Source organism: Roseospira goensis, assembly GCF_014197795.1.
GTDB classification, from domain to species: Bacteria; Pseudomonadota; Alphaproteobacteria; order Rhodospirillales; family Rhodospirillaceae; genus Rhodospira; species Rhodospira goensis.
This window is the reverse complement of the sequence record NZ_JACIGI010000039.1, coordinates 1-19230: the sequence shown is the minus strand read 5'-3', so window position 1 is coordinate 19230 and position 19230 is coordinate 1. Positions and strand designations below refer to the sequence as shown.

At 67.9% G+C, this 19230-nt stretch carries 23 protein-coding genes and 1 other RNA gene; 22 read left to right on the top strand and 2 right to left on the bottom strand.

Going from position 1 to position 19230, the window contains the following annotated elements; all coding sequences use genetic code 11:
* The first annotated feature begins 15 nt into the window (after nt 1-15).
* The 19 genes from GGD88_RS16135 to GGD88_RS16050 all read left to right on the top strand — a co-directional run bounded on the left by GGD88_RS16135 (nt 16) and on the right by GGD88_RS16050 (nt 15665).
* Nucleotides 16-192, top strand: coding sequence for a hypothetical protein (locus GGD88_RS16135; protein WP_184437340.1), 177 nt, complete (start codon nt 16-18; stop codon nt 190-192).
* The gene (locus GGD88_RS16130; protein ID WP_184437338.1) at nt 192-1613 is read left to right on the top strand and encodes a ParB N-terminal domain-containing protein; all 1422 of its coding nucleotides are present in this window, start codon (nt 192-194) and stop codon (nt 1611-1613) included. Before GGD88_RS16135 ends, GGD88_RS16130 begins: the two co-directional genes overlap by 1 nt.
* Before the next feature lie 459 nt (nt 1614-2072).
* A complete protein-coding gene (locus tag GGD88_RS16125) occupies nt 2073-3458 on the top strand; it encodes a site-specific integrase (protein WP_184437336.1) in 1386 nt (461 codons plus the stop codon).
* Between the two features lie 5 nt (nt 3459-3463).
* On the top strand, nt 3464-4120 hold the full coding sequence (locus tag GGD88_RS16120) for a hypothetical protein (RefSeq protein WP_184437334.1): 657 nt from the start codon (nt 3464-3466) through the stop codon (nt 4118-4120).
* Between the two features lie 13 nt (nt 4121-4133).
* Complete coding sequence (locus GGD88_RS16115) at nt 4134-4418, top strand: hypothetical protein (protein WP_184437332.1); 285 nt, start codon at nt 4134-4136, stop codon at nt 4416-4418.
* Nucleotides 4418-4591, top strand: coding sequence for a hypothetical protein (locus GGD88_RS16110; RefSeq protein WP_184437330.1), 174 nt, complete (start codon nt 4418-4420; stop codon nt 4589-4591). The genes GGD88_RS16115 and GGD88_RS16110 overlap by 1 nt, the downstream gene beginning before the upstream one ends.
* A gap of 2 nt (nt 4592-4593) precedes the next feature.
* A complete protein-coding gene (locus tag GGD88_RS18530) occupies nt 4594-4911 on the top strand; it encodes a hypothetical protein (protein ID WP_221237191.1) in 318 nt (105 codons plus the stop codon).
* A complete protein-coding gene (locus tag GGD88_RS16105) occupies nt 4904-7312 on the top strand; it encodes a DUF927 domain-containing protein (RefSeq protein ID WP_221237190.1) in 2409 nt (802 codons plus the stop codon). The genes GGD88_RS18530 and GGD88_RS16105 overlap by 8 nt, the downstream gene beginning before the upstream one ends.
* 3 nt (nt 7313-7315) lie before the next feature.
* Nucleotides 7316-7498, top strand: coding sequence for a hypothetical protein (locus tag GGD88_RS16100; protein WP_184437328.1), 183 nt, complete (start codon nt 7316-7318; stop codon nt 7496-7498).
* Nucleotides 7495-7680 (top strand): hypothetical protein, encoded by a 186-nt coding sequence (locus GGD88_RS16095; protein ID WP_184437326.1) that lies wholly within the window; start codon nt 7495-7497, stop codon nt 7678-7680. Before GGD88_RS16100 ends, GGD88_RS16095 begins: the two co-directional genes overlap by 4 nt.
* A gap of 3 nt (nt 7681-7683) precedes the next feature.
* Entirely contained in the window at nt 7684-8196 is a 513-nt protein-coding gene (locus GGD88_RS16090) for a hypothetical protein (RefSeq protein WP_184437324.1), read from the top strand.
* A gap of 107 nt (nt 8197-8303) precedes the next feature.
* Nucleotides 8304-9527, top strand: a complete 1224-nt coding sequence (locus tag GGD88_RS16085; protein WP_184437322.1) for a phage portal protein — start codon at nt 8304-8306, stop codon at nt 9525-9527.
* Nucleotides 9517-11190: a phage major capsid protein gene (locus GGD88_RS16080; protein ID WP_184437320.1), complete on the top strand. Its 1674-nt coding sequence runs from the start codon at nt 9517-9519 to the stop codon at nt 11188-11190. The genes GGD88_RS16085 and GGD88_RS16080 overlap by 11 nt, the downstream gene beginning before the upstream one ends.
* A 12-nt stretch (nt 11191-11202) precedes the next feature.
* Nucleotides 11203-11634, top strand: coding sequence for a hypothetical protein (locus tag GGD88_RS16075; protein ID WP_184437318.1), 432 nt, complete (start codon nt 11203-11205; stop codon nt 11632-11634).
* 166 nt (nt 11635-11800) lie between these two features.
* Nucleotides 11801-12112 carry an HNH endonuclease gene (locus tag GGD88_RS19435; RefSeq protein ID WP_425502607.1) on the top strand — a complete coding sequence of 104 codons (312 nt, stop codon included), beginning with the start codon at nt 11801-11803 and terminating at the stop codon, nt 12110-12112.
* Complete coding sequence (locus GGD88_RS16065) at nt 12106-12684, top strand: head-tail connector protein (protein WP_184437314.1); 579 nt, start codon at nt 12106-12108, stop codon at nt 12682-12684. The genes GGD88_RS19435 and GGD88_RS16065 overlap by 7 nt, the downstream gene beginning before the upstream one ends.
* Before the next feature lie 91 nt (nt 12685-12775).
* The gene (locus tag GGD88_RS16060) at nt 12776-13186 is read left to right on the top strand and encodes a phage terminase small subunit P27 family (RefSeq protein ID WP_184437312.1); all 411 of its coding nucleotides are present in this window, start codon (nt 12776-12778) and stop codon (nt 13184-13186) included.
* Nucleotides 13143-14813, top strand: a complete 1671-nt coding sequence (locus GGD88_RS16055; protein WP_184437310.1) for a terminase large subunit — start codon at nt 13143-13145, stop codon at nt 14811-14813. The genes GGD88_RS16060 and GGD88_RS16055 overlap by 44 nt, the downstream gene beginning before the upstream one ends.
* Before the next feature lie 9 nt (nt 14814-14822).
* Nucleotides 14823-15665 (top strand): head-tail joining protein, encoded by an 843-nt coding sequence (locus GGD88_RS16050; RefSeq protein WP_184437308.1) that lies wholly within the window; start codon nt 14823-14825, stop codon nt 15663-15665.
* A gap of 12 nt (nt 15666-15677) precedes the next feature.
* Here the strand turns inward: GGD88_RS16050 and GGD88_RS16045 are convergent, their stop codons facing one another.
* On the bottom strand, nt 15678-15911 hold the full coding sequence (locus GGD88_RS16045; RefSeq protein WP_184437306.1) for a hypothetical protein: 234 nt from the start codon (nt 15909-15911) through the stop codon (nt 15678-15680).
* Nucleotides 15912-15986: 75 nt separating this feature from the next.
* Here GGD88_RS16045 and GGD88_RS16040 point away from each other — a divergent pair, with 75 nt between their 5' ends.
* A complete protein-coding gene (locus GGD88_RS16040; protein ID WP_184437304.1) occupies nt 15987-16511 on the top strand; it encodes a hypothetical protein in 525 nt (174 codons plus the stop codon).
* 572 nt (nt 16512-17083) lie between these two features.
* On the opposite strand, the gene ssrA is transcribed toward GGD88_RS16040, so the two are convergent.
* Nucleotides 17084-17159, bottom strand: a transfer-messenger RNA (tmRNA) gene (gene ssrA / locus GGD88_RS16035).
* 221 nt (nt 17160-17380) lie between these two features.
* Here ssrA and cysK point away from each other — a divergent pair.
* Together cysK and GGD88_RS16025 are read left to right on the top strand one after the other, a co-directional pair.
* Complete coding sequence (gene cysK / locus GGD88_RS16030) at nt 17381-18355, top strand: cysteine synthase A (RefSeq protein WP_184437301.1); 975 nt, start codon at nt 17381-17383, stop codon at nt 18353-18355.
* Nucleotides 18356-18436: 81 nt separating this feature from the next.
* The gene (locus tag GGD88_RS16025; RefSeq protein ID WP_281392965.1) at nt 18437-19075 is read left to right on the top strand and encodes an MBL fold metallo-hydrolase; all 639 of its coding nucleotides are present in this window, start codon (nt 18437-18439) and stop codon (nt 19073-19075) included.
* Nucleotides 19076-19230: the final 155 nt, after the last annotated feature.

The following is a 19230-nucleotide window of genomic DNA, read 5'->3' as shown; positions in this document are numbered from 1 at the left end:
AGGGAGAAACGTGTCATGCCCGACGGCAAAGGCACGCCCCGCCCCCCGATCGCCATCCTGCGGTTCGGCAAGCACCGCATCCCCATGACCCCCGACGAGGCGGCCGCGCTGGAAGGCCGCCTGCGCGCCTGGATCGACGCCCGCGGCATCCCGTACGGCTTCGTGCGCGCCCTGCTGGCGGGGGACGCCTGATGTTCCGGGCGCGCTATCCGCTCGGCCGCCTGCGCCCGGCGCCCTACAACCCGCGCGTCATCGACGCCCGGGCGTGCGCGGCCTTGCGCCAGTCCATCCGCCGGATCGGCGTGGTCAAGCCGATCATCGCCCGCGATACCGGCATCGTCATCGCCGGGCACCAGCGCCTGCGGCAGCTCACCGCGCTGGGCCGCGCCCTGGGGCCGGTGTACTTCGCCGCCGGCATCACGACCACGGACGAAATCCGGTTCAACCAGCTTCACAACCTCACCGAGGACGGGCCCGGCCTGTGGGCGCGGGTGCCGCCGGACCCGCGCATGGGCGTGTTCGTGGACGTCCCGGCCGAGCGCATCAAAGGCGCGTTCCGCGGCCCGGACGCCGTCACGCGGGCGACCATCGGTGCCCTGATCTGCCGCTACGGGCCGTGGGGGTGCGCGGTCGCGACCCGCGACGGCCGCGTCATCGACGGCATCAACTATGCCCTGACCTGCGCGGTGATGGGCCTCCCCTGCCGCACGATCCGCGTGCCCGACCATGCCGCGCGCTGGTTGACGCGGGACTATGGCGCGTTCCGGTTCGGCCATCTGTCCGGCGACACCTGGCGCCAGTCGGCGTGCCAGCGACCCCGCCTGCGCACGGGCGGCCAACGGGCCTGCCGGTCGCGGCTGTACGAGCGGCACGTGCTGCCCCGGCTCGGGCCGGGCGAACGCCTGATCGACTTCGGCGCCGGCCAGGCGGATTACGTCCGCAGGCTCCAGGGGCGCGGCCACCCGGTGGTGTGGGTCGAGTTCTTCCCGCTCGATGGCACCCGCCTCGACCGCCCGATCGCCCATGCGTGGTGCCGCGCGGCCCTGGCCGACTGGGCGGCCCACGGTCCATTCGACGTCGTGGTGTGTGACAGCGTTTTGAACTCCGTGGACAGCGTGGCGGCCGAACGCGACGTGATGGTCACCCTCAACGCCTTGTGCCGGGTCGGCGGCCGCGTCCACGTCTCCGGCCGCACCCGCGAGCGCCTGCACGCCATGGAGCGCACCACGAAACAGGCCAACCCGAAGCAGTACCTGCACGCCGGCGCGGTCGACGCCGACGGCTTCGTGGCGCTCTACCGGGGCGACCTGGAGGCCGCCCCCACGGCCTGGACGTTCCAGAAGTTCCATGCCGCCAGCGAGGCCCGGGGCCTGATCGAGACCTTCATTGGGCCGGTCCAGCGGTTCACCCGCTCGACCACGAGCTGGCAGGCGACGGCGGTCAAGACGGTGGACCTGGACCCGGCGACCGTCGAAGCCGCCCTGCGACGGGAGTTCGACCTGCCCTGGCCGGACGGCGACCGCGTCGGGCTGGCCGAGGCGGCCGTGCAGGCGTGGCGGGAAGCCCAGGCCATCGCGGCCGACCGGCCCGCCGCACCACCGGCGGTCGTGTGAGCCGACGCCCGCGCCGACGCCCCGCTCGCCGGCATGGACGGGAGCGCTGCGTTCCGCCGCCGACCCGCTCCCCGGACCCCTGTCCGGTGTGCCAAAAGTCTGCCGATTTGTGCCAAATCCGCCGCCGCGCTACACCGGTCAGGTCCGGGTGTCAGGTCCGGGTGTCGGGGCCGGGTGTCTGGGCCAGGTGCTTGCCACGAAAGAGAAAGGGCCTCGCCGTGTCCGGCGAAGCCCTTGAAAAACTTGGTGGAGCCGAGGGGAATCGAACCCCTGACCTCTACAATGCCATTGGTGAAGTGTGCGGTTTGACGCATTCTGACGCTCATTGAGTGAGGCTGTAACAGCCTGTTATTCCACGCATATGCACATTGTTCCGCTTTGCGCTTGCCTGCGGGCCGCATCCCTGAATTGATAATGGCTGTTTACCATCTGCTTACCGACAAGCAGGGAGGCCGCCATATGCGCGTTCAGAGAATCACCAAGAAGTCAACCCTCGACCCGCTGCGGAAGGAACCGCCGGACAAGCGGCTGTTGATCTGGGAATCGGAAACCCGGGGCTTCGGGGTGCGCGTCACCGAGACCGGCAAGGTGACCTTCGTCTTCCAGTACCGCGACGCCACCGGCACCAGTAAGCGGGTAACCATCGGTGAGTTCGGGCAACCCTGGACGGTGGACATGGCCCGGGATAGGGCCGTGGACATGCAACGCGCCGTGGCGGAGGGCCGGGACCCGAGGGAAGAGAAGAGAGAGGCACGGAACGCCCTCACCATCGGTGAGGTGGTGACCCGGTACCTCGACGAAGGGCCGACCGACAAGCCCGGCAAGAAGGCGTCATCATGGACAACGGACAGGTCGAACCTGACTCGTCATGTCATGCCCCTGCTGGGGAACCGGCCGGCGCGGTCGGTCACCAAGGATGACGTCGCGCGGTGGCTGGCCGACGTGGTGGAGGGCAAGACGGCAACCGTCGAACGGACAGGCAAGGCCCGAGGGGTGGCGCGCGTCCAGGGCGGACCCGGAACCGCCGCCCGGGCACTGGCCGTCTTCGGCGCCATGATGGAATGGGCGCATGGGAAGGGCATTGTGCCCGGCAACCCGGTTGCGGAGGTGAAGCCGCCCAAGGCCAAGAAAAAGGACCGCTTCCTGTCCGAGTCGGAAGTCTCCCGGCTCAACCGGGCCATGCTGTCGCTGGTTGATGACCTGGACATGCTCCGCCCTGCATCCGCAGATTGCTTTCGATTGCTTATGCTAACAGGGTGCCGCAAGGAAGAGGTGGCTTCCCTGCGGTGGGAGTACATTGACCTTGAGCGTGGACTCTTAAATCTGCCTGATAGCAAGACAGGCGCGAAGGTGGTGGTGCTGGCACTGCCTGCGGTGGACATGCTGGCCGCCCTGCGGGAGCGGCGCACCGAGGCACCTTGGGTCTTTCCGGCCCGCCGGGGCGATGGGCCGATAGGCGGACTTCAGAAGGATTGGGAAATGGTCCGGGAATGGGCCGGGGTGGAGGGTGTCCGAATCCATGACCTTCGTCATTCCTTCGCGTCGTTCGCCGCCGCCGACGGCGCGTCCCTGCTGCTGATCGGCAAGACCCTGGGGCACCGCCGGGCAGAGACGACGCAACGCTACGCGCACTTGGCCGATGACCCTGTGCGCCAGGTCGCTAACGCCGCCGCCGGCCGAATTGCCCGCGCCCTCACTTCAAAATCGGGGGAACGCGGGGGAACACGGGGAACAGGGGGGGCGCCGAAAGGTGCCCCGGAAAAAATATTCTCGCGGAAACACGTTTCGCCCCTTGTCATGCGCGCGTCGGAACGTTATGTTGTAGACACGTTCAAAGGAGACTGACGCCGATGCTGTATCTTCTCGAGCCGGCCGGCACCTCATCACAACTGGCTGAGGTGTCCGGCGACTTCCTGCCCCCGGCAAAGCAGCGCGCATGGCTGAACCAGGGCCGTTTTTTTACGCCGGTTCCGCCGGGCCGCCCCGGCCGCGAACGCCAGTGGCCCTTGCTGGCGTTCTACGAAGCCGCACTGATCGGCGCCATTGGTCGCGCGGGGTTCGATACCGCAATCGCGCACGAAGCGTTCTCGGTGATGTTCCACCGCCTGGAAACGGAAAAGCTGACCGATGATGAGCGTATCGACATTGGCGCCGCCGCCCGCGACGCGGGCCAGGACCGTCGAGAGGCCATCATTGTCGAGGTGCTGCGCCGCTGCACGGCTGACGACATTCCCGAGTTCGGCCGCACGGCGCCGTCCGACAACCGGGATATGTGGTTCCTGACTCTGATCGGTCCCGTCGGTGAGTTCGACGGGCACCGGACCACGCTGGATGCGATCACGCTGGTTCGGGGTCCGGTCTCCCGTCTGCCCGCGATGGTGCCCACGATCCCGCCTGACATGGCGCGCCAAGGCTTTCTGGCCGTCCATATGGTGCTGGACGTGACGGCCGCCGTGCAGCGCGTACATGACGTGATCGGACCCGCCGCCGCCGTCGCCACCGCCTAACCGGGAAATCACCATGACCACTCAGGCCAACGCGCCCCCCGAGGCGCGAACCCCCGAGCTTTGCCTACCGGCCCACCTGCGCAAGCCGCGCCTGCGCCCGGACGAACTGTGCCAGTACCTCGAGTTGGCGCACGGGATCGAAATCAAGCCCTCGACGCTGGCGACGTGGCGTTGCCGGGGCGGAGGCCCGCCGTTCGTCCGCTTCAACCGGACCCCGCTCTACCCGCGCGACCTGGCCGACGCCTGGGCGGACGAAAAGCTGGGCGACCCGATCACCAGCACCAGCGAGGTGGCGTGATGAAGACGCCCGCCGATTTCGCCGCGATGAGCGATCCCGACCGCAACCGGCTGTTCCGCCGGCCCTGGCTGGACCCGGAGCGGCCCGCCCGCCGGCCGGAGCCGATCCCCGAGGATCGGTACGCCCACCTTGCCCGCCTGCTGGTGCGCGACATGAGGGCGGAGGCCGCCTGACCATGACCACCCCGCGCCCGAACACCCGCCTGGACTTCGCCGAGATCAACCGCGCTGCCCTGTCCGCGCTGCCGGCCCTGCTGTCGCGCTGGTTGCCCGACGGCCGGCGCAACGGCGTTGAATACATCGCCCGCAACCCGCGCCGCACCGACCGCCGGCCCGGATCGTTCAGCGTGAATATGCACACCGGGCGTTGGGGCGACTTCGCCACGGGCGACAAGGGCGGGGACCCGATCAGTCTGGCCGCGTACCTGCATGGTCTGCGCCAGGTCGAGGCCGCCCGCGCGCTGGCCGACATGCTGGGGATACGCCATGAATGACAGCACCGCACGGGCGTTCGCCCCCCTCACCGACGAAGAGCGCGCCACCGCGAACGACGCGCGCCCGCCGAAGGGCGACAAGACCCCGATCATCCCGGTCCCCGAGGATGCGCCGCCGATGCGCTTCCGTCATCCGGCCTGGGGTGAGCCTGTCGCCACATGGCCCTATCACGACGCGGACGGCCGCTTGATGGGCTTTGCCGCCCGGTTCCAGTTCGAGACGGACGGGCAGCCGGACAAGGACGTGTTGCCGCTCACCTATTGCGACATCGGCCAGGGCAAGCGCGCATGGCGGGCCAAGGCCATTCCGGCGCCGCGCCCGCTCTATCGCCTGCCCGACTTGGTGGCGCGACCCGATGCGCCGGTGCTGATCGTCGAGGGCGAAAAGACCGCCGACGCTGCCGCGACCCTGTTCCCGGACATGGTGGTCACCACGCCGATGGGCGGGGGCAAGGCCCCGCACCTCACCGACTGGTCACCGCTGGACGGCCGGCCGGTGACCGTCTGGCCCGATCACGACGATCCGGGCGCTGACTTCGCCGCCCGCGTGGCCGAACTGGCGATGGATGCCGGCGCCGCGTCGGCGCGCATCGTCGAGGTACCCGCCGACTTCCCCCCGAAGTGGGACCTGGCCGACGATCCGCCGGAGGGCGCCGATCTGCCCGCGCTGCTGGCCGACGCCGCGCCGTGGATGCCCCCGACCGAGGAAGACGACGGGCCGCCCGCCGACGAACCGAAGCGGCCGGGTTTCGCCGCCTATGACACCTGGACACCCTACGGCCGGCCCGGGCTGTACTTTCATGGGTTCGGCAAGGGCGATCCGCCGCCGCCGACGGACACATGGATTTGCTCGCCGATCTGGGCCGACGCGATGACCGAGGGCGCCGACGGCCGGGACCACGGGCTGTTGCTGCGGTTCACCGACCCGAAAGGCCGGACGAAGGAATGGGCCGCGCCCATGTCTCTGTTGGCCGGTGACGGCTCCGACCTTCGGCGCGAGCTTCTGGACCAAGGCGTTCGGATCGACATTCAGGCCGGCCGGACGCTGTTGCCGCGCTGGATCATGAGCCGGTTCCCCGACCGGGAAGTGATGGCCGCGACCCGGACGGGCTGGTTGTCCGACCGCTCCGCCTACATCTTGCCGCACCGCACCATCGGTGACGCGGAAGCGGTGTGGCAGGGCACCGACGCCCCCGGCACTGGCACCGCCGGCACCCTCGACGGCTGGCGCACGGAAGTTGCCACCCGCGCCGTCGGCAATCCGCTGGCCGTGCTGGCGCTGTCTGCCGCGTTCGCGGGGCCGCTGCTGGCGCGCGTGCATCGCCAGGGGGCCGGGCTCCACCTTGTCGGGGACTCCAGCACGGGCAAGTCAACGCTGCTGGATATGGCCGCGTCCGCCTGGGGGCATCCGCGCGAGTTCGGCCGGTCATGGCGCACGACGTCAAACGGGCTCGAGGCCGTGGCCGCCGCCCGGAACGACGGGCTCTTGATCCTGGATGAAATATCGGAGTGCGATCCGCGCGAAGTCGGCGCCGTGGTCTATGCGCTGGGCAATGGTGCGGGCAAGACCCGCGCGACCCGCACCGGAGGCGCCCGCCCCGTGCATCGGTGGCGCGTCGTGGCGCTGTCATCGGGGGAACGTTCCATCGCTGCCAGCATGGCGGAGGGTGGACGGCACCAGAAGGCGGGGCAGTCCGCGCGCCTGTTGGACATCCGGTGCGATGGCCGGGCGCATGGCGTCTTCGACGTGCTGAACGGCGCCCCGGACGGTCGCACGCTGTCCGACACCCTGAAGACAGCGACCGAGGATCATCATGGGCACGCCGCGCCCGCGTTCATCGAGGCGCTGTTGATCGACGGGCAGGATCATGGCGCCCTTCTGGCCGATCTTCGCGCCGAACCGGGCTTCGCGGCCGGCGCCGAGTTGGAGGGCCGGGCCGCGTCCATGCTGGCGTTGATCGCCCTGGCCGGTGAACTGGCGCGGGACTACGGCATTGTGCCCTGGCCGGAGGGCGCCGCCCTCGACGCCGCGACGCTGGCGTTCGGTCTGTGGCGGGACGGCCGCACCGAGGGCCGGCCGGAGGATGAACAGATTTTCGACGCGGTGCGCGCGTTCCTGGATCGGCACGGCGACACCCGGTTCTCGGTGGTGAGCGAGAGGGACACCATCCAGACCCGCGACCGCGCCGGCTGGTGGCGTGACGACCAACAGGGCCAGCGGACCTACCTGTTCACGTCCGACGCGCTGAAGGAAGCGGTGGCGGGGCACGACCTGACCCGCGCCCTCGACGGGCTGGATCGGGCCGGGTGGATCGTGGAGCGGGACCACGGCAAGCGGTCGAAGAAAATCCGCGTCCCGGGGCGCCCGGTCAATGTCTATGCGATCCGGCCGGAGGGATGACCGATGGCCCTGGCCGACATGCTGGCCCGCCGACGGGCCGAACGCGAGCGTGATGATACCGACGCCCTCGCCGCCGACCTGAAGGCCCGGGCGGATCACGTCTACGCGATCATGGCCTACATCGCCACGCATGGTCACGACGACGGGACAGACGAGCCGTGCGTTGAATGGGAACCGCCCGCATGACGGCGCGCCTGATCGTGACGCAGGACCGGCCGGGGGCACCGCTGATCCTGTCCGTCTATCGCCCCGACACACTCGAGCCCGCCGCCGTGGTGCCCATGACCGCGACCCGGGCCGTCGCGCTGGCCGCCGACCTGCTGGCGCTGGCGCGGCACGACATCACCGACCACCCAAAGGAGACCTGAGCCATGAGCACACCGACCTTCAACCACCGTCTGCCCCCGAACACCGTCGAGGGCGCCGAACACATTGCCCGCCGCGCCGCCAAGGGTGCCCTGACGTTCCCGGTGACGGCTGTTACCGACCCGGCGGAGCGGGCCGGGTTCTGGCGCTGGTTGCGCGAGACCATGTACATGACCGCCGTGGAAGACACCGGCGAACGGTACTGGTGCGCCATCTTCATTTGCGCCGCGATCCGCCGGGCGAAGGCGCTGGTGGCGGAGGTAGATCGGGACCCTGTTCGTCTGCTTGACCCGGACCTGTCCGACCTCATGCCCGACGAAATGCAGGCGAAGATGAAGCAGGGCTTCCGCGAGCATTTCCCGGACCTGGCCGCCGCCGGCCGGGTGGACGAAACCGGCACGACCTTCTATCCGGCCGACGCCATTGCGGCAGAGTTTGGTGTGTCGGTGGAGGACGTCGAGGCCGCCGCCGGTGACGCTCCGCAGCGTCCTGTTGGAGGGTTGAACCGGGTGCATTAGTAACGACCATCAACAGCCGTCAACGAATATCAACGACCGTCAAACTTAACTTCACGCGCGCGCGAGCCCGGACTTGCTTCCGGGCTCTTTTTCTGTCCAGGCTGGCAATGGCTGGACAGGACAACGCTATGTCATTTCTTCGTCGCATTCTCGGACTGGAAACCCGGGCGGGTTCGCTTGGCGAACTCGAGGCGCTGCTGCGCGAGGCGCACGGCACCGCTGCCGGCATTGCCGTGTCGGCCGACGCTGCGCTGGAGTATCCCGCCGTCCTGGGCGCTGTCCGGGCGATCAGTGAATCGGTCGCCATGCTGCCGTGTCACCTGTACCGCCGCGACGGTGACGACCGGCGCCGCGCCGATGACCATCCCCTCGAGCCGATCCTGTCTCGTCTGCCCTGCCCCTGGGTGACCGCGTACCAGTTCCGCGCCGACATGACGGCCGCGTTGATCCTGGACGGTCAGGCGTTCGCGCACATTGCCCGTGCCAGCGACGGCCGGGTTCTCGAGGTGGTGCCGCTGCCGCGCAAGTCGGTCACGGTCGAGACGGACGCCAGCACCTTGGAGCCGCGCTACCGCCTGAGCCTGAGCGATGGGACGCAACGCCACCTGGACCGGACGGAGGTGTTCCACCTGCGGGGCCTGGGCATCCAACCGAACACCGGCCTGTCCCTGATCCACGCCGGCCGCCATGCCATCGGCCTGGGCATCGCCCTTGAGCGTCACGCGAGCCGGATCATGGCGCGTGGTGCCCGACCGTCCGGTGTTGTCACCGCGCCGGAGGGTGTGAAGGGCGACGTTCTCGAACGCCTGAAACTGTCCCTTCAGCGGTTCCATACTGGCGACAATGCCGGCGGAACGCTGTTGCTCGAGGGCAAAGGGGCCTCTTTCACGCCGCTCACCTTCAACGCGGTGGACAGTCAGTTTCAGGAAATGCGGACGTTCCAGGTGGCGGAGGTGTCGCGCATCCTGCGGGTTCCGCTGTCCCTGCTGTCGGAAATGTCGCGGGTGACACACGCGAACGCGGAAAGTCTCGGGAGACAATTCCTGAGCCTTACACTGCTGCCGTACCTGCGCTTGTGGACCGAGACGATTTATCGGGACCTTCTGACGGAAGACGAGCGCGAAGACTACTACGCCGAACACACCACGGGCGCCCTGGAAATGGCCGATCTGGGAAGCCGGATCGACGCCTACGTCAAAGCCATTGCCGGCGGGCTCATGACCGCCGACGAGGCGCGCGGCAAAGAGAACCTGCCCCCAGAGGGTGGAGAGGCCGGCCGCCTGCGCTTCCCGCTGAACACCGGATCGGAGGGCCAGGGCGATGGCGACTGAGTACGTCGAAGTCCGGTTCGCGCCGGAGGTAGACGCCGACGCCGGCACCTTCCGAGGCACTGCCTGCCCGTATCTGGTTCTCGACAACCACAACACCGACTTCGCGCCGGGTGCCTTCGCCGCGTCGGTCGAGGAACGCCAGGCCAGCGGCGGACGGTTCCCGATCCTGCTGTTTCACGACCCCAAGCGGGTGTGCGGCGCCGTCACCGGCTTTCAGGACACGCCGGAGGCGCTGGGCATCGAAGGCCGCTTCGTCACCGAGACCGACACCGGCCGCGAAGCGCACGCGCTGGCGAAGGCCGGTGCCCTGTCCCTGTCGGTGGGGTTCCGCCGGCTCGCCGACCGGCCCCGACGCGGGGGCGGACGCACGATCACCCGGGCCGAACTGGTGGAAATCAGTTGCGTCCCGATTGCCAGCAATCCGAAGGCCCGGATCACCGAGGTTCGGGCAGACCATGCCGCCGATGGCGCGGCGCAACCGAAAGGCAAGGACATGGAAAACGAAGCCGTGACCGACGCCGCGCCGGACGAGACGCGCGGCACCGATGACGCCCCCGACCTCGAGACCCGCATGGGCGAGTTCGGGGACACCCTCACCAGCATCAAGACCACCGTCGAAGGTATGGGCAAACGCCTGGATCGTGTCGAGGCCCGCGCGGGCCGCGCTGGCGTTTCTGCTGGGACCGAAACCCGTTCCGGTGTCGAGGTGGAACACCGCGCCCTTGCCGCCCTGGCCCGGGGCGATGACAAGCCCATGATCGAACTGCGCTCCATGTGGTCGGGCAGCGACCCGGACGGCGGCTATGTCGTCATGCCGGAACTGTCCAAGACCATGACGAAGAAGCTGTTCGACGCAACCCCCATGCGCCGACTGGCCCGCGTCGAGACGATCACGCAGGGTGACGCCTGGGTGGAGCCCATCGACGCCGACGACATCGGCGCAACCTGGGTTGGCGAGCGGGAAGCTCGCGCCGACACCGACACGGCCGAACTTGGTCTGTTGACCGTCCCGCTCCGGGAAATCCAGGCGCAACAGCCGATCACGCAACGCCTGCTGGATGACAGCGGGATCAACCTTGGTCAGTGGATCGAAGGCAAGATCACCGACAAGTTCACCCGCTCCGAGGGCGCGGCGTTCATTTCCGCGACCACCACCCCGAAGCGGCCGGCCGGCCTGCTGTCCTACGCGACCGCCGCGACCGCCGACGCGACCCGCCCGTGGGGAACCATCCAGTTCGTGAAGTCCGGCGACAACGCCAAGATCACGGCGGACGGGCTGAAGAACCTGGTCTGGGCATTGCGCGCCCCGTACCGGGACGGCGCCGTGTTCCTGATGAACAGCAACACCGCGAACGCCCTGGACACCCTGACCGACACCGAGGGCCGGTACCTGTGGCGCTCGAGCATGACGGCCGGGGCGCCGAACAGCCTGCTGGGCTACCCCGTCGAGTTCGACGAAACGATGCCGGACATTTCGGGCAACGCCTTCCCCATCGCCTTCGGCAACTTCAAGCGGGCGTACCTGATCGTGGACAAGCTGGGGACCCGGTTCATCCGCGACAACCTGACCGACAAGCCGAACGTCCTGTTCTACGCCTATCGCCGCGTCGGTGGCGGGCTGGCGAACAGCGAGGCCGTGAAGCTTCAGAAGATCACGAGCTAGGGAGCCCGGACCATGAAGGACCTGCATAACAACGTCGCGGTGGTCGAGGTGCTGCCCCCGGCCGCCATGTCGGCCGACAACGTGCCCGCCGCCCTGGACCTGGCCGGCTTCCGTTCCGCCGTGCTGCTGCTGCACGTCGGGATCGGAGGCATCACCTTCACGGGCTCGAACAAAATCGAGTTCAAGCTGACGCATTCGGATGATGACGCGACCTACGAGGCCGTCACCGCCGATGACCTGGACGGCGTGGACTCGGTGGGCACTGGCGGGATCGTCCTGAGCCTGACCGAGGAACACGCGGCCGCGTCCTTGACCAAGATCGGGTACGTCGGCGAACGCCGGTATCTGAAGTTGCTGGCGGACTTCAGCGGGACGCACGGCACCGGGACGCCCATCGCGGCCGTGCTGGTGAAGGGCCACCCGCTGTCGGCTCCGGTGGCCTAACGGGCGACGGGGGGAACGAACAGCGGCGCGGACCCGCTGCGAGCCTGGATCGGTCCCCGTCGCGGGGCTCCTTTCCCCCTTGATCGCTGATCCAGGCAAGTCCGCACCGTCCGCCGGGGGTGTCCAGCCTTGCCCCCGGCGGACCCTTATTCGGAGACGAGACACGATGCCCCGCCGCGCCCCGACCGTCTGCCCGCATTGTGGAGGCACACACCCGCACGGTGTGCGCTGCCCGCGTCTGCGGGACACGAGGCCATCGGCGAGCCGGAGAGGCTACGGCACCGACTGGCGCCGACTGCGGGCGGAGTTGATGCCGGAGGGCACGCGGTGCCGCATGTGCGGGAAGCCGGCCGCGCACCTCGACCATATCCTGCCCAAGAGCCGGGGCGGGACCGATGACCCGAGCAACCTGCAACCGTTGTGTCATAAATGCCACAACAGGAAGACGGCCGCTGAACGGGAGGCCCGGACATGCTGACCATCGAAGACGCACCCGACACCGACCTGGTGACCCTGGCCTCCGTCAAGACCGCGCTGTCCGTCACCGGCACGGGTGACGACGCATGGCTTGGTGACCTGATCGACCGCGCGAGCGCGGCTGTCGTGTCGTTCTGTGGCTGGCCGATCCTGTCCGGCAGCTACTCCGAGACCATCGAGACGGACGGACGGACCCATACCATCCTGCTGTCGCGCTTCCCGGTCTCCGCTGTTACCGGCTTGACCCTCGACGGTGTGGACGTGACGGCGGACATGGACTGGAAGGTTCAGGCCGGTGGCGGGTTGACCCGGTGGAAGGACCACCGTTCCACACCCTGGCCGCGCGGTGCCGTGGTGGTCGAGTACGACGCGGGCTATGCGACCGCGCCCGATGACGTCCAGGCCGCGACCATCGAACTGGTGCGCCAGTGGTTCGACCGGAACCGAGACCCGAACATCAAGGCCACCAGCTACGCGGACACAACGTCGGTGAGTTACGTCGTCAACCCGCCTGGTCTGCCCGCCGTGGTCCGCGACCTGCTGACCCCGCATCGGCTGCCCGGGCTCCGCTGATGGGGAGGGGGGTGTTCGTATTTCGTTCGGTGGGGGCGTAGACCGACCGGGGGTCAAGCGCGAGATGCCGCCGAAAATGGGGTTTTGAGCGATGAAGGGCAGGAAACCGAAGTTGCAGGTGGTCGAAGGTGGGGCCGCTGTCCGCCGTGCGCCACCGCCGCCGGCATGGCTTCCACCTCATGCGAAGGCGGAGTGGAAGCGCGTCGCGCCACGCCTTCAGGCCCGTGGCCTGCTGAATGACGAGGCCCGCGCCACGCTCGAAAGCTACTGCGTCGCGGCCGGCATGGTGCGGGAGTGCGAAGAGACGATGGCCGCCGAGGGCCGCACGGTCGAGACCGAGCGCGGTCCCGCTGTTCATCCCGCCTTCCGCATTCAACAGGGCGCCATGCGCGAGGCCCGCTTGCTCGCCACAGAATTGAGCCTGACACCGCACCGCCAAGCCCTGAGAGGCAAGACCGATGACGACACCGACAACGGATGGGGCGGACTGGTGGACGGCTGACCAATGCCGCCCCGCCTGGTTGTTCGATGACAGCGACATTCCCGATCCTCATGGGAAGGGCGCCCGGGCCGTGGCGTTCGTCGAACGGCTGACGATCACCGAGGGGCCGCGCGCGGGGCAACCGCTCGGCAAGGTGCTGGCACCGTGGCAACGGCGCCTGATCCAGCGCATCTATGGCGACACCCTGCCCGATGGCCGGCGCCGCTTCTCCGACGTGGCCGTATGGCTGCCGCGTGGCAACGGCAAGACCACCCTCATTGCCGCGCTGGGGTTGCTCCACCTGCTGGGGCCGGAGCGCGACGCCGCCGGGCAGGTGGTGGTCGCGGCGGCTGATCGGGGGCAGGCATCCATTGGGTTCGGGCACGCGAAGCGGTATGTCGAGGCCGACAAGACCTTGAGCCGGATCGTGCGCCCGGTGGAGTCACAGAAGGAGTTGCATCACCCGAAATCGGGATCGGTCCTGAAGGCCATTTCGCATGAGAGCTACACCAAGCACGGGCTCAACGTCTCCCTGCTGATCGGTGATGAAATCCACGCATGGCCGGCGCACTCGGGCCGCGAATTGTGGCGCGTTCTCAGGACCAGCATGGGCAAGCGGGCCGATCCGCTGACCATCACGATTTCAACCGCTGGCGTCGGCCGCAACACACTGGCCTGGGATCGGTGGTCCTACTCGCATGCGGTGGCGAAGGGCGAGCGCGAAGACGAATCGTTCCTGCCCGTCATCTTCGCGGTGCCTGAACCGCCCGAGGGTGAGGACGTGCCCTGGCAGGACGAAGCCCTGTGGCACGCGCTGAACCCGGCCTTGGGCGAGTTCCTGTACCTCGACGAACTGCGCAAGCTGGCCCGCCAGGCCGCCCCGCTGCCGCATGAGGTGGAGGGGTGGCAACAATTGCATCTAAACAGATACATAGACGGCAGCGTGGCCGGATGGGTGGCGATGACCAGTTGGGATCGCGGCGCCGATCCGGTGGACCTGGACGCCCTCGAGGGCCGGCCGGCCTGGATTGGCGTTGACCTGTCCAGCACCACCGACTTGACGGCCGTGGTCCTGGCCGTGCCCGACGATGACGGCGGGGTGGACGTGGTGCCCTTCTGTTTCGTCCCGGCCGATAACATCCGCCGCCGTGCGGAGGTGGACGGGGTGCCGTATCCGAGTTGGTGCGACACCGGCCTGTTGACCGCGACACCGGGCAACGTGGTGGATTACGGCGCCGTCGAAGCCTGCATCATGGACCTGTGCGCGCGGTTCGACGTGCGCGAAATCGCAATGGACCAGTGGAACGCGACCGCGACCATCAACCGCTTGACCGAGGCCGGTCTGCCCGTGGCGACGCATCGCCAGGGGTTCTTGAGCATGTCGGCCCCGATGAAGGACACGGAACGCCTGAACCTCTCCGGGAAGATCAGGCACGGCGGACATGAGGTGCTGAGGTTCTGTGTGGGCAACGTGACGCCAGACCGCGACCCGGCCGGCAACATCAAGCCATCAAAGACCCGATCCAAGGAGCGGATCGACGCCGCGACCGCGCTCATCATGGCCGTCGGCCGCGCCGTGGCCGGTGACGGTGGCGGTTCGATCTACAACGACGAAACCGCCCGCCCGGACGGGTTCCTGATCCTCTGAGGTGACGCCATGCAACCGGACCTGAAGACCCCGTTCCGCCTGCTGGGGCAGGCCGCGACATACACCCCGAGCGCGGGTTCGGCCGTGTCGTGCAAGGCCATGCCTGTTGGCGGAGGCGAGACGTTCACGGTCGGGAGGGTGACCTTCACCGCAGACCGGCCGCTGTTCCATGTGCGCCGATCCGAGGTGACACCTGCTGTCGGTGGCGTGCTGACGGTGGACGGCACCGCGCACCCTGTCCAGGCTGTCGAGGCCGTCGAGGGAGACGCGCGCGGGCTTCTGTGGCAGGTGGTGCCCGCCTGGGGCGCACTGTACGACTGGACCACGCCGGGCAGCGGAGGCGGCTCACCGCACGATCCGCCCGACCCGAGCCTGACCTATACGGCCGCCGCGACGTCGGCCGGCTCCGGGACGCTGACCGTTCTTTCAAGCGGCTGGACCACCGGATGGGCGCGCGACGGCGATTCCCTGACGGTGGACGGCGACACCTACGAGATCACCGGCGACGTTCAGTTGTCGCTGATCGGCATGTCCTACGGGTTCGCGTCGGTGCCGATCACGCCGGCCCTGAGCGCGTCCCTGGCCGGTGGCGAGACGGTGACCTACACCCCGGCCGGGGCGAGCAACACCCGCAGCGTCCGGGCCGCAATCGCGGACTACGAGGCCAGCGAAATCATGGCCGGAATCCAGACCGGGGACCGGCGGCTGATCGTCCGGGCCGATGACATCAACCCGGCGCCTTCCACGTCCGACTTGGTGGAGATTGACGGCAGCGACTGGTCCGTTGTGAGCGTCGAGACCATCCACCAGGGCGCCGACGTGGTAGCGTGGGTGTGCCAAGTGCGGGTGTAGCCGGCTCCAGAACTAACCGGCATTCGACGCCTTGATGTTGACCCGACGAACTGCGTTTTCTGCCTTTTTCAAGGCCCGCGTTGCTGCGTCACGGGAAACCTCTTCCACGATTTGGTCCATACCGCCGGACGCGGCGATACGAACATTACGCGCAGCCCCACCGCTGACCAAAGTCCCAGACTGGGAACGAATTGGAGCACACCAGGAATCCGACATGACGACCACCTTTCTCTGTCTTTTGCCCATGGCAGAATCTCTTAAGTCGAGGGCCACGTCAATCTCTCCAACGGCGTTCAGCCCCTCGGACGGCTTCCCGATCCTATGGCCGATACAGCGCCCGTCGAAGTGACCGTGGTCCAGGTGGGCCGCGTGAACCGGGGCAGTCTGATCGCCCTGGCCGTGGCCGAAGTCACCATCGCCGAAGTGCCGATCAGATTGCAGGCCATCCCGGTTCGACGTGCCCCAGGCGGAGGGCTGATCGTCCAGGAGCCGCACACCCGGGGGCCGGGCGGGGCATGGTATCAGGCCTGCATTCTGCCGCCGGAAGTGCATTCCGCGCTGGGCTCGCTGATCCGGGCCGAACTAACCAAATGCGCTTTGGTTTTCACTCGACTAGTGGGAAACAGTCTGCGCTGCCCGGATCGGCCGGCTCTGAACTGTAAAAAAACGCGATGTTTAGTGCGAGAACCGGAATATGGTAAAAAGACAAAGCCCCGCACCAAACAAAGCAAACAAAATACCAGGCGCCAACGCCTCAAGCTTAACAGAGTTCCCGCCAGACGTAACGCCGAATCGGAAATCCCCAGTTGCACCTTTTACAAACAAAAAGTAACCCAAATTTATTGAGAGCCCGCCAACAGCGATTGCAAGCGCCCCTAATACAATGCTTATCCATGCTCCGTCCATAAACACCCCCCAAAGGCAGCCTTAAGCGCCGCGACCTTTTGGTTAAGGGCGCCTTGCCCCCCTTTCTAAGTTGTAGGCCCTACAGACTTTCCAAGGTCATCCTGCGGCAGATACTCCCTATCTGTCAACCACGCTTTCAGGATGTGTATGCGTTCAACCAGGGACGAGACCGAAAGGTCATCGTCTACCGCCTGACCATCTGGGGAAATCCCCAGATACCCGCCCGCCCCTGGGGTGACCTGGGGGCGGGTCTTGCGTTCTGTTCCCCGTGTTCCCCCATGTTCCCCGGCCGGGGGAACAGGTTTTCACCAATAAAAACAACGCTGTACCCTCTGTTCCCCGTGTTCCCCCGGGGAACAACAAGGGGGAACCTGGAAACGACGGGGGAACACACGCGCGGGGCAGGTGACCGCAGCGACCCCGGCCTTCCTGAATCCGCGCCCGAAACTTCCTATAGACTTCCTGGAAAGCAACAAGGGGCCAGCCCATCCAGGCTAACCCCTTGTTTTCATTGGTGGAGCCGAGGGGAATCGAACCCCTGACCTCAGCAGTGCGATTGCTGCGCTCTCCCAACTGAGCTACGGCCCCGACTGTATTCCGCAGCGCCCGGACCGGTGGGCCCAGCGCCGCGGAGAGGCAGGACCATGCTGCGCGTCGGGCGCAAAGTCAAGAGCGGATTTCGGCGCCGCGCACGGCTGGTCGCTGGGCCTCCGGCGCAATTTTTCCCTTTGCAAAACGGCTCGGCCTGCATAAATACATCGAACAACCGTTCTGAAAATATTTCCACACCAAGACGCCGGAGTTTTGTCATGGATACCTCTGCCGCCACCGCGACCGGCGCCACCTTCCGCGGGCGCGTCTACGACAGCATCACCGACACCGTCGGTGCGACGCCGCTGGTCCGCCTGAAGCGGTTCGCCGCCGCCCACGACGCCAAGGCCGACATCATCGGCAAGTGCGAGTTCTTCAACCCGCTGGCCTCGGTCAAGGATCGCATCGGCGTCTCGATGATCGAGGCCGCCGAGGCCGACGGCCGCCTCAAGCCGGGGGCGACGCTGGTCGAGCCCACGTCGGGCAACACCGGCATCGCGCTGGCCTTCGTCTGCGCCGCCAAGGGCTATCGTCTGATCCTGACCATGCCGGAGAGCATGTCGGTGGAGCGCCGCAAGATGCTCAAGCTGCTGGGCGCCGAACTGGACCTGACACCGCCCGAGAAGGGCATGAACGGGGCCGTGACGCGCGCCCAGGAGCTGGTCGAGAGCATCCCGGGTGCGGTCATGCTGCAGCAGTTCCAGAATCCGGCCAATCCGGAGGTTCACCGCCATACGACCGCGGAGGAAATCTGGGCCGATACCGGCGGTGCGGTCGACGTCGTGGTGTCCGGCATCGGCACCGGCGGCACCATCACCGGCGTCGGCGAGGTCCTGAAGGCGCGCAAGCCCGACCTGAAGATGATCGCGGTGGAGCCGGAGGACAGCCCGATCCTGTCGGGCGGCAAGCCCGGGCCGCACAAGATTCAGGGCATCGGCGCCAACTTCGTGCCCGACATTCTGAACACCGGCATCTACGACGAGGTGCTCGGCATCGGCAACGAGACCGCGTTCGCGACCGCCCGCGCGGTCGCCAAGCTGGAGGGGCTGCCGGTCGGCATCTCGTCCGGCGCGGCACTGGCGGCGGCGGCTGAGGTCGCCAAGCGCGACGCCATGGCGGGCAAGCAGATCGTCGTCATCCTGCCGTCCTTCGCCGAGCGCTACCTGTCCACGGCGCTGTTCGAAGGGCTGTAGGGCGCGCCCGAGAAAGGGTTGCCGGCGGCCCCGGCGGCGGGTAGAGCGGGAGCGTCTCCGCTGCCGCCGAAGGGGTCCGCCATGGCATTGAAGGTCGTTGTCATCCCGGTCACACCGTTCCAGCAGAACTGTTCCCTGATCTGGGACGACGCGACGATGACCGGTGCGCTCGTCGACCCGGGCGGCGAGCCGGAGCGGCTGCTGGCGGCCGCCGCCGAGCGCGGCGTGACGATCGAGACGATCCTGCTCACCCACGGCCACCTCGACCACATCGGCGCCGCCGGCGCCCTGGCGGCGCGTCTCGGCGTGCCGATCGAGGGACCGCAGAAGGACGAGGCGTTCTGGATCGACCAGCTCGGGGCGCAGGCGCGCATGTTCGGCTGGCCCGAAACCCCGGCGCCGGTGGTGCCGGACCGCTGGCTGGAGGCCGGCGACACCGTGACCGTGGGCGGGCTGTCGTTCGATGTGCTCCATTGCCCCGGCCACACCCCGGGCCACATCGTGTTCGTACAGCCCGAGGCGCGCGTCGCCTTCGTCGGTGACGTGTTGTTCGCCGGCTCGGTCGGGCGCACCGACTTCCCGCGCTCCGATCCGGCGGCGCTGATCCGCGCCATCAAGGACGGGCTGCTGCCGCTGGGCGACGACATCACCTTCGTGCCGGGCCATGGCCCGGCCTCGACCTTCGGCCACGAGCGCCAGACCAACCCGTTCCTGCGGTAGCGCGCCCGCTCGTCCGGTCGCGCGGCACCGACAGATCCCGGTGTTCCAGGGTGAACCGAAAAAAAAGGTTCATGACGGAAAATCGGGGAGGGGCGGACAACGGGACGGTCTGACACACTGGTAGTTGCGACACGACACAGACTGCCAGGGAGGCC

Bases quoted from the DNA above. Each gene is read 5' to 3' on its own strand.
- GGD88_RS16115 (WP_184437332.1), top strand. From the start codon at position 4,134: ATGACCACTCAGGCCAACGCGCCCCCCGAGGCGCGAACCCCCGAGCTT.
- GGD88_RS16040 (WP_184437304.1), top strand. From the start codon at position 15,987: ATGGCCGATACAGCGCCCGTCGAAGTGACCGTGGTCCAGGTGGGCCGC.
- GGD88_RS16095 (WP_184437326.1), top strand. From the start codon at position 7,495: ATGACGGCGCGCCTGATCGTGACGCAGGACCGGCCGGGGGCACCGCTG.
- GGD88_RS16110 (WP_184437330.1), top strand. From the start codon at position 4,418: ATGAAGACGCCCGCCGATTTCGCCGCGATGAGCGATCCCGACCGCAAC.
- GGD88_RS18530 (WP_221237191.1), top strand. From the start codon at position 4,594: ATGACCACCCCGCGCCCGAACACCCGCCTGGACTTCGCCGAGATCAAC.
- GGD88_RS16100 (WP_184437328.1), top strand. From the start codon at position 7,316: ATGGCCCTGGCCGACATGCTGGCCCGCCGACGGGCCGAACGCGAGCGT.
- GGD88_RS16135 (WP_184437340.1), top strand. From the start codon at position 16: ATGCCCGACGGCAAAGGCACGCCCCGCCCCCCGATCGCCATCCTGCGG.
- GGD88_RS16065 (WP_184437314.1), top strand. From the start codon at position 12,106: ATGCTGACCATCGAAGACGCACCCGACACCGACCTGGTGACCCTGGCC.
- GGD88_RS16045 (WP_184437306.1), bottom strand. From the start codon at position 15,911: ATGGGCAAAAGACAGAGAAAGGTGGTCGTCATGTCGGATTCCTGGTGT.
- GGD88_RS16125 (WP_184437336.1), top strand. From the start codon at position 2,073: ATGCGCGTTCAGAGAATCACCAAGAAGTCAACCCTCGACCCGCTGCGG.
- GGD88_RS16050 (WP_184437308.1), top strand. From the start codon at position 14,823: ATGCAACCGGACCTGAAGACCCCGTTCCGCCTGCTGGGGCAGGCCGCG.
- GGD88_RS16025 (WP_281392965.1), top strand. From the start codon at position 18,437: ATGGCATTGAAGGTCGTTGTCATCCCGGTCACACCGTTCCAGCAGAAC.
- GGD88_RS16060 (WP_184437312.1), top strand. From the start codon at position 12,776: ATGAAGGGCAGGAAACCGAAGTTGCAGGTGGTCGAAGGTGGGGCCGCT.
- GGD88_RS16080 (WP_184437320.1), top strand. From the start codon at position 9,517: ATGGCGACTGAGTACGTCGAAGTCCGGTTCGCGCCGGAGGTAGACGCC.
- GGD88_RS16055 (WP_184437310.1), top strand. From the start codon at position 13,143: ATGACGACACCGACAACGGATGGGGCGGACTGGTGGACGGCTGACCAA.
- GGD88_RS16085 (WP_184437322.1), top strand. From the start codon at position 8,304: ATGGCTGGACAGGACAACGCTATGTCATTTCTTCGTCGCATTCTCGGA.
- GGD88_RS16075 (WP_184437318.1), top strand. From the start codon at position 11,203: ATGAAGGACCTGCATAACAACGTCGCGGTGGTCGAGGTGCTGCCCCCG.
- GGD88_RS19435 (WP_425502607.1), top strand. From the start codon at position 11,801: ATGCCCCGCCGCGCCCCGACCGTCTGCCCGCATTGTGGAGGCACACAC.
- GGD88_RS16130 (WP_184437338.1), top strand. From the start codon at position 192: ATGTTCCGGGCGCGCTATCCGCTCGGCCGCCTGCGCCCGGCGCCCTAC.
- GGD88_RS16105 (WP_221237190.1), top strand. From the start codon at position 4,904: ATGAATGACAGCACCGCACGGGCGTTCGCCCCCCTCACCGACGAAGAG.
- GGD88_RS16090 (WP_184437324.1), top strand. From the start codon at position 7,684: ATGAGCACACCGACCTTCAACCACCGTCTGCCCCCGAACACCGTCGAG.
- GGD88_RS16120 (WP_184437334.1), top strand. From the start codon at position 3,464: ATGCTGTATCTTCTCGAGCCGGCCGGCACCTCATCACAACTGGCTGAG.
- cysK (WP_184437301.1), top strand. From the start codon at position 17,381: ATGGATACCTCTGCCGCCACCGCGACCGGCGCCACCTTCCGCGGGCGC.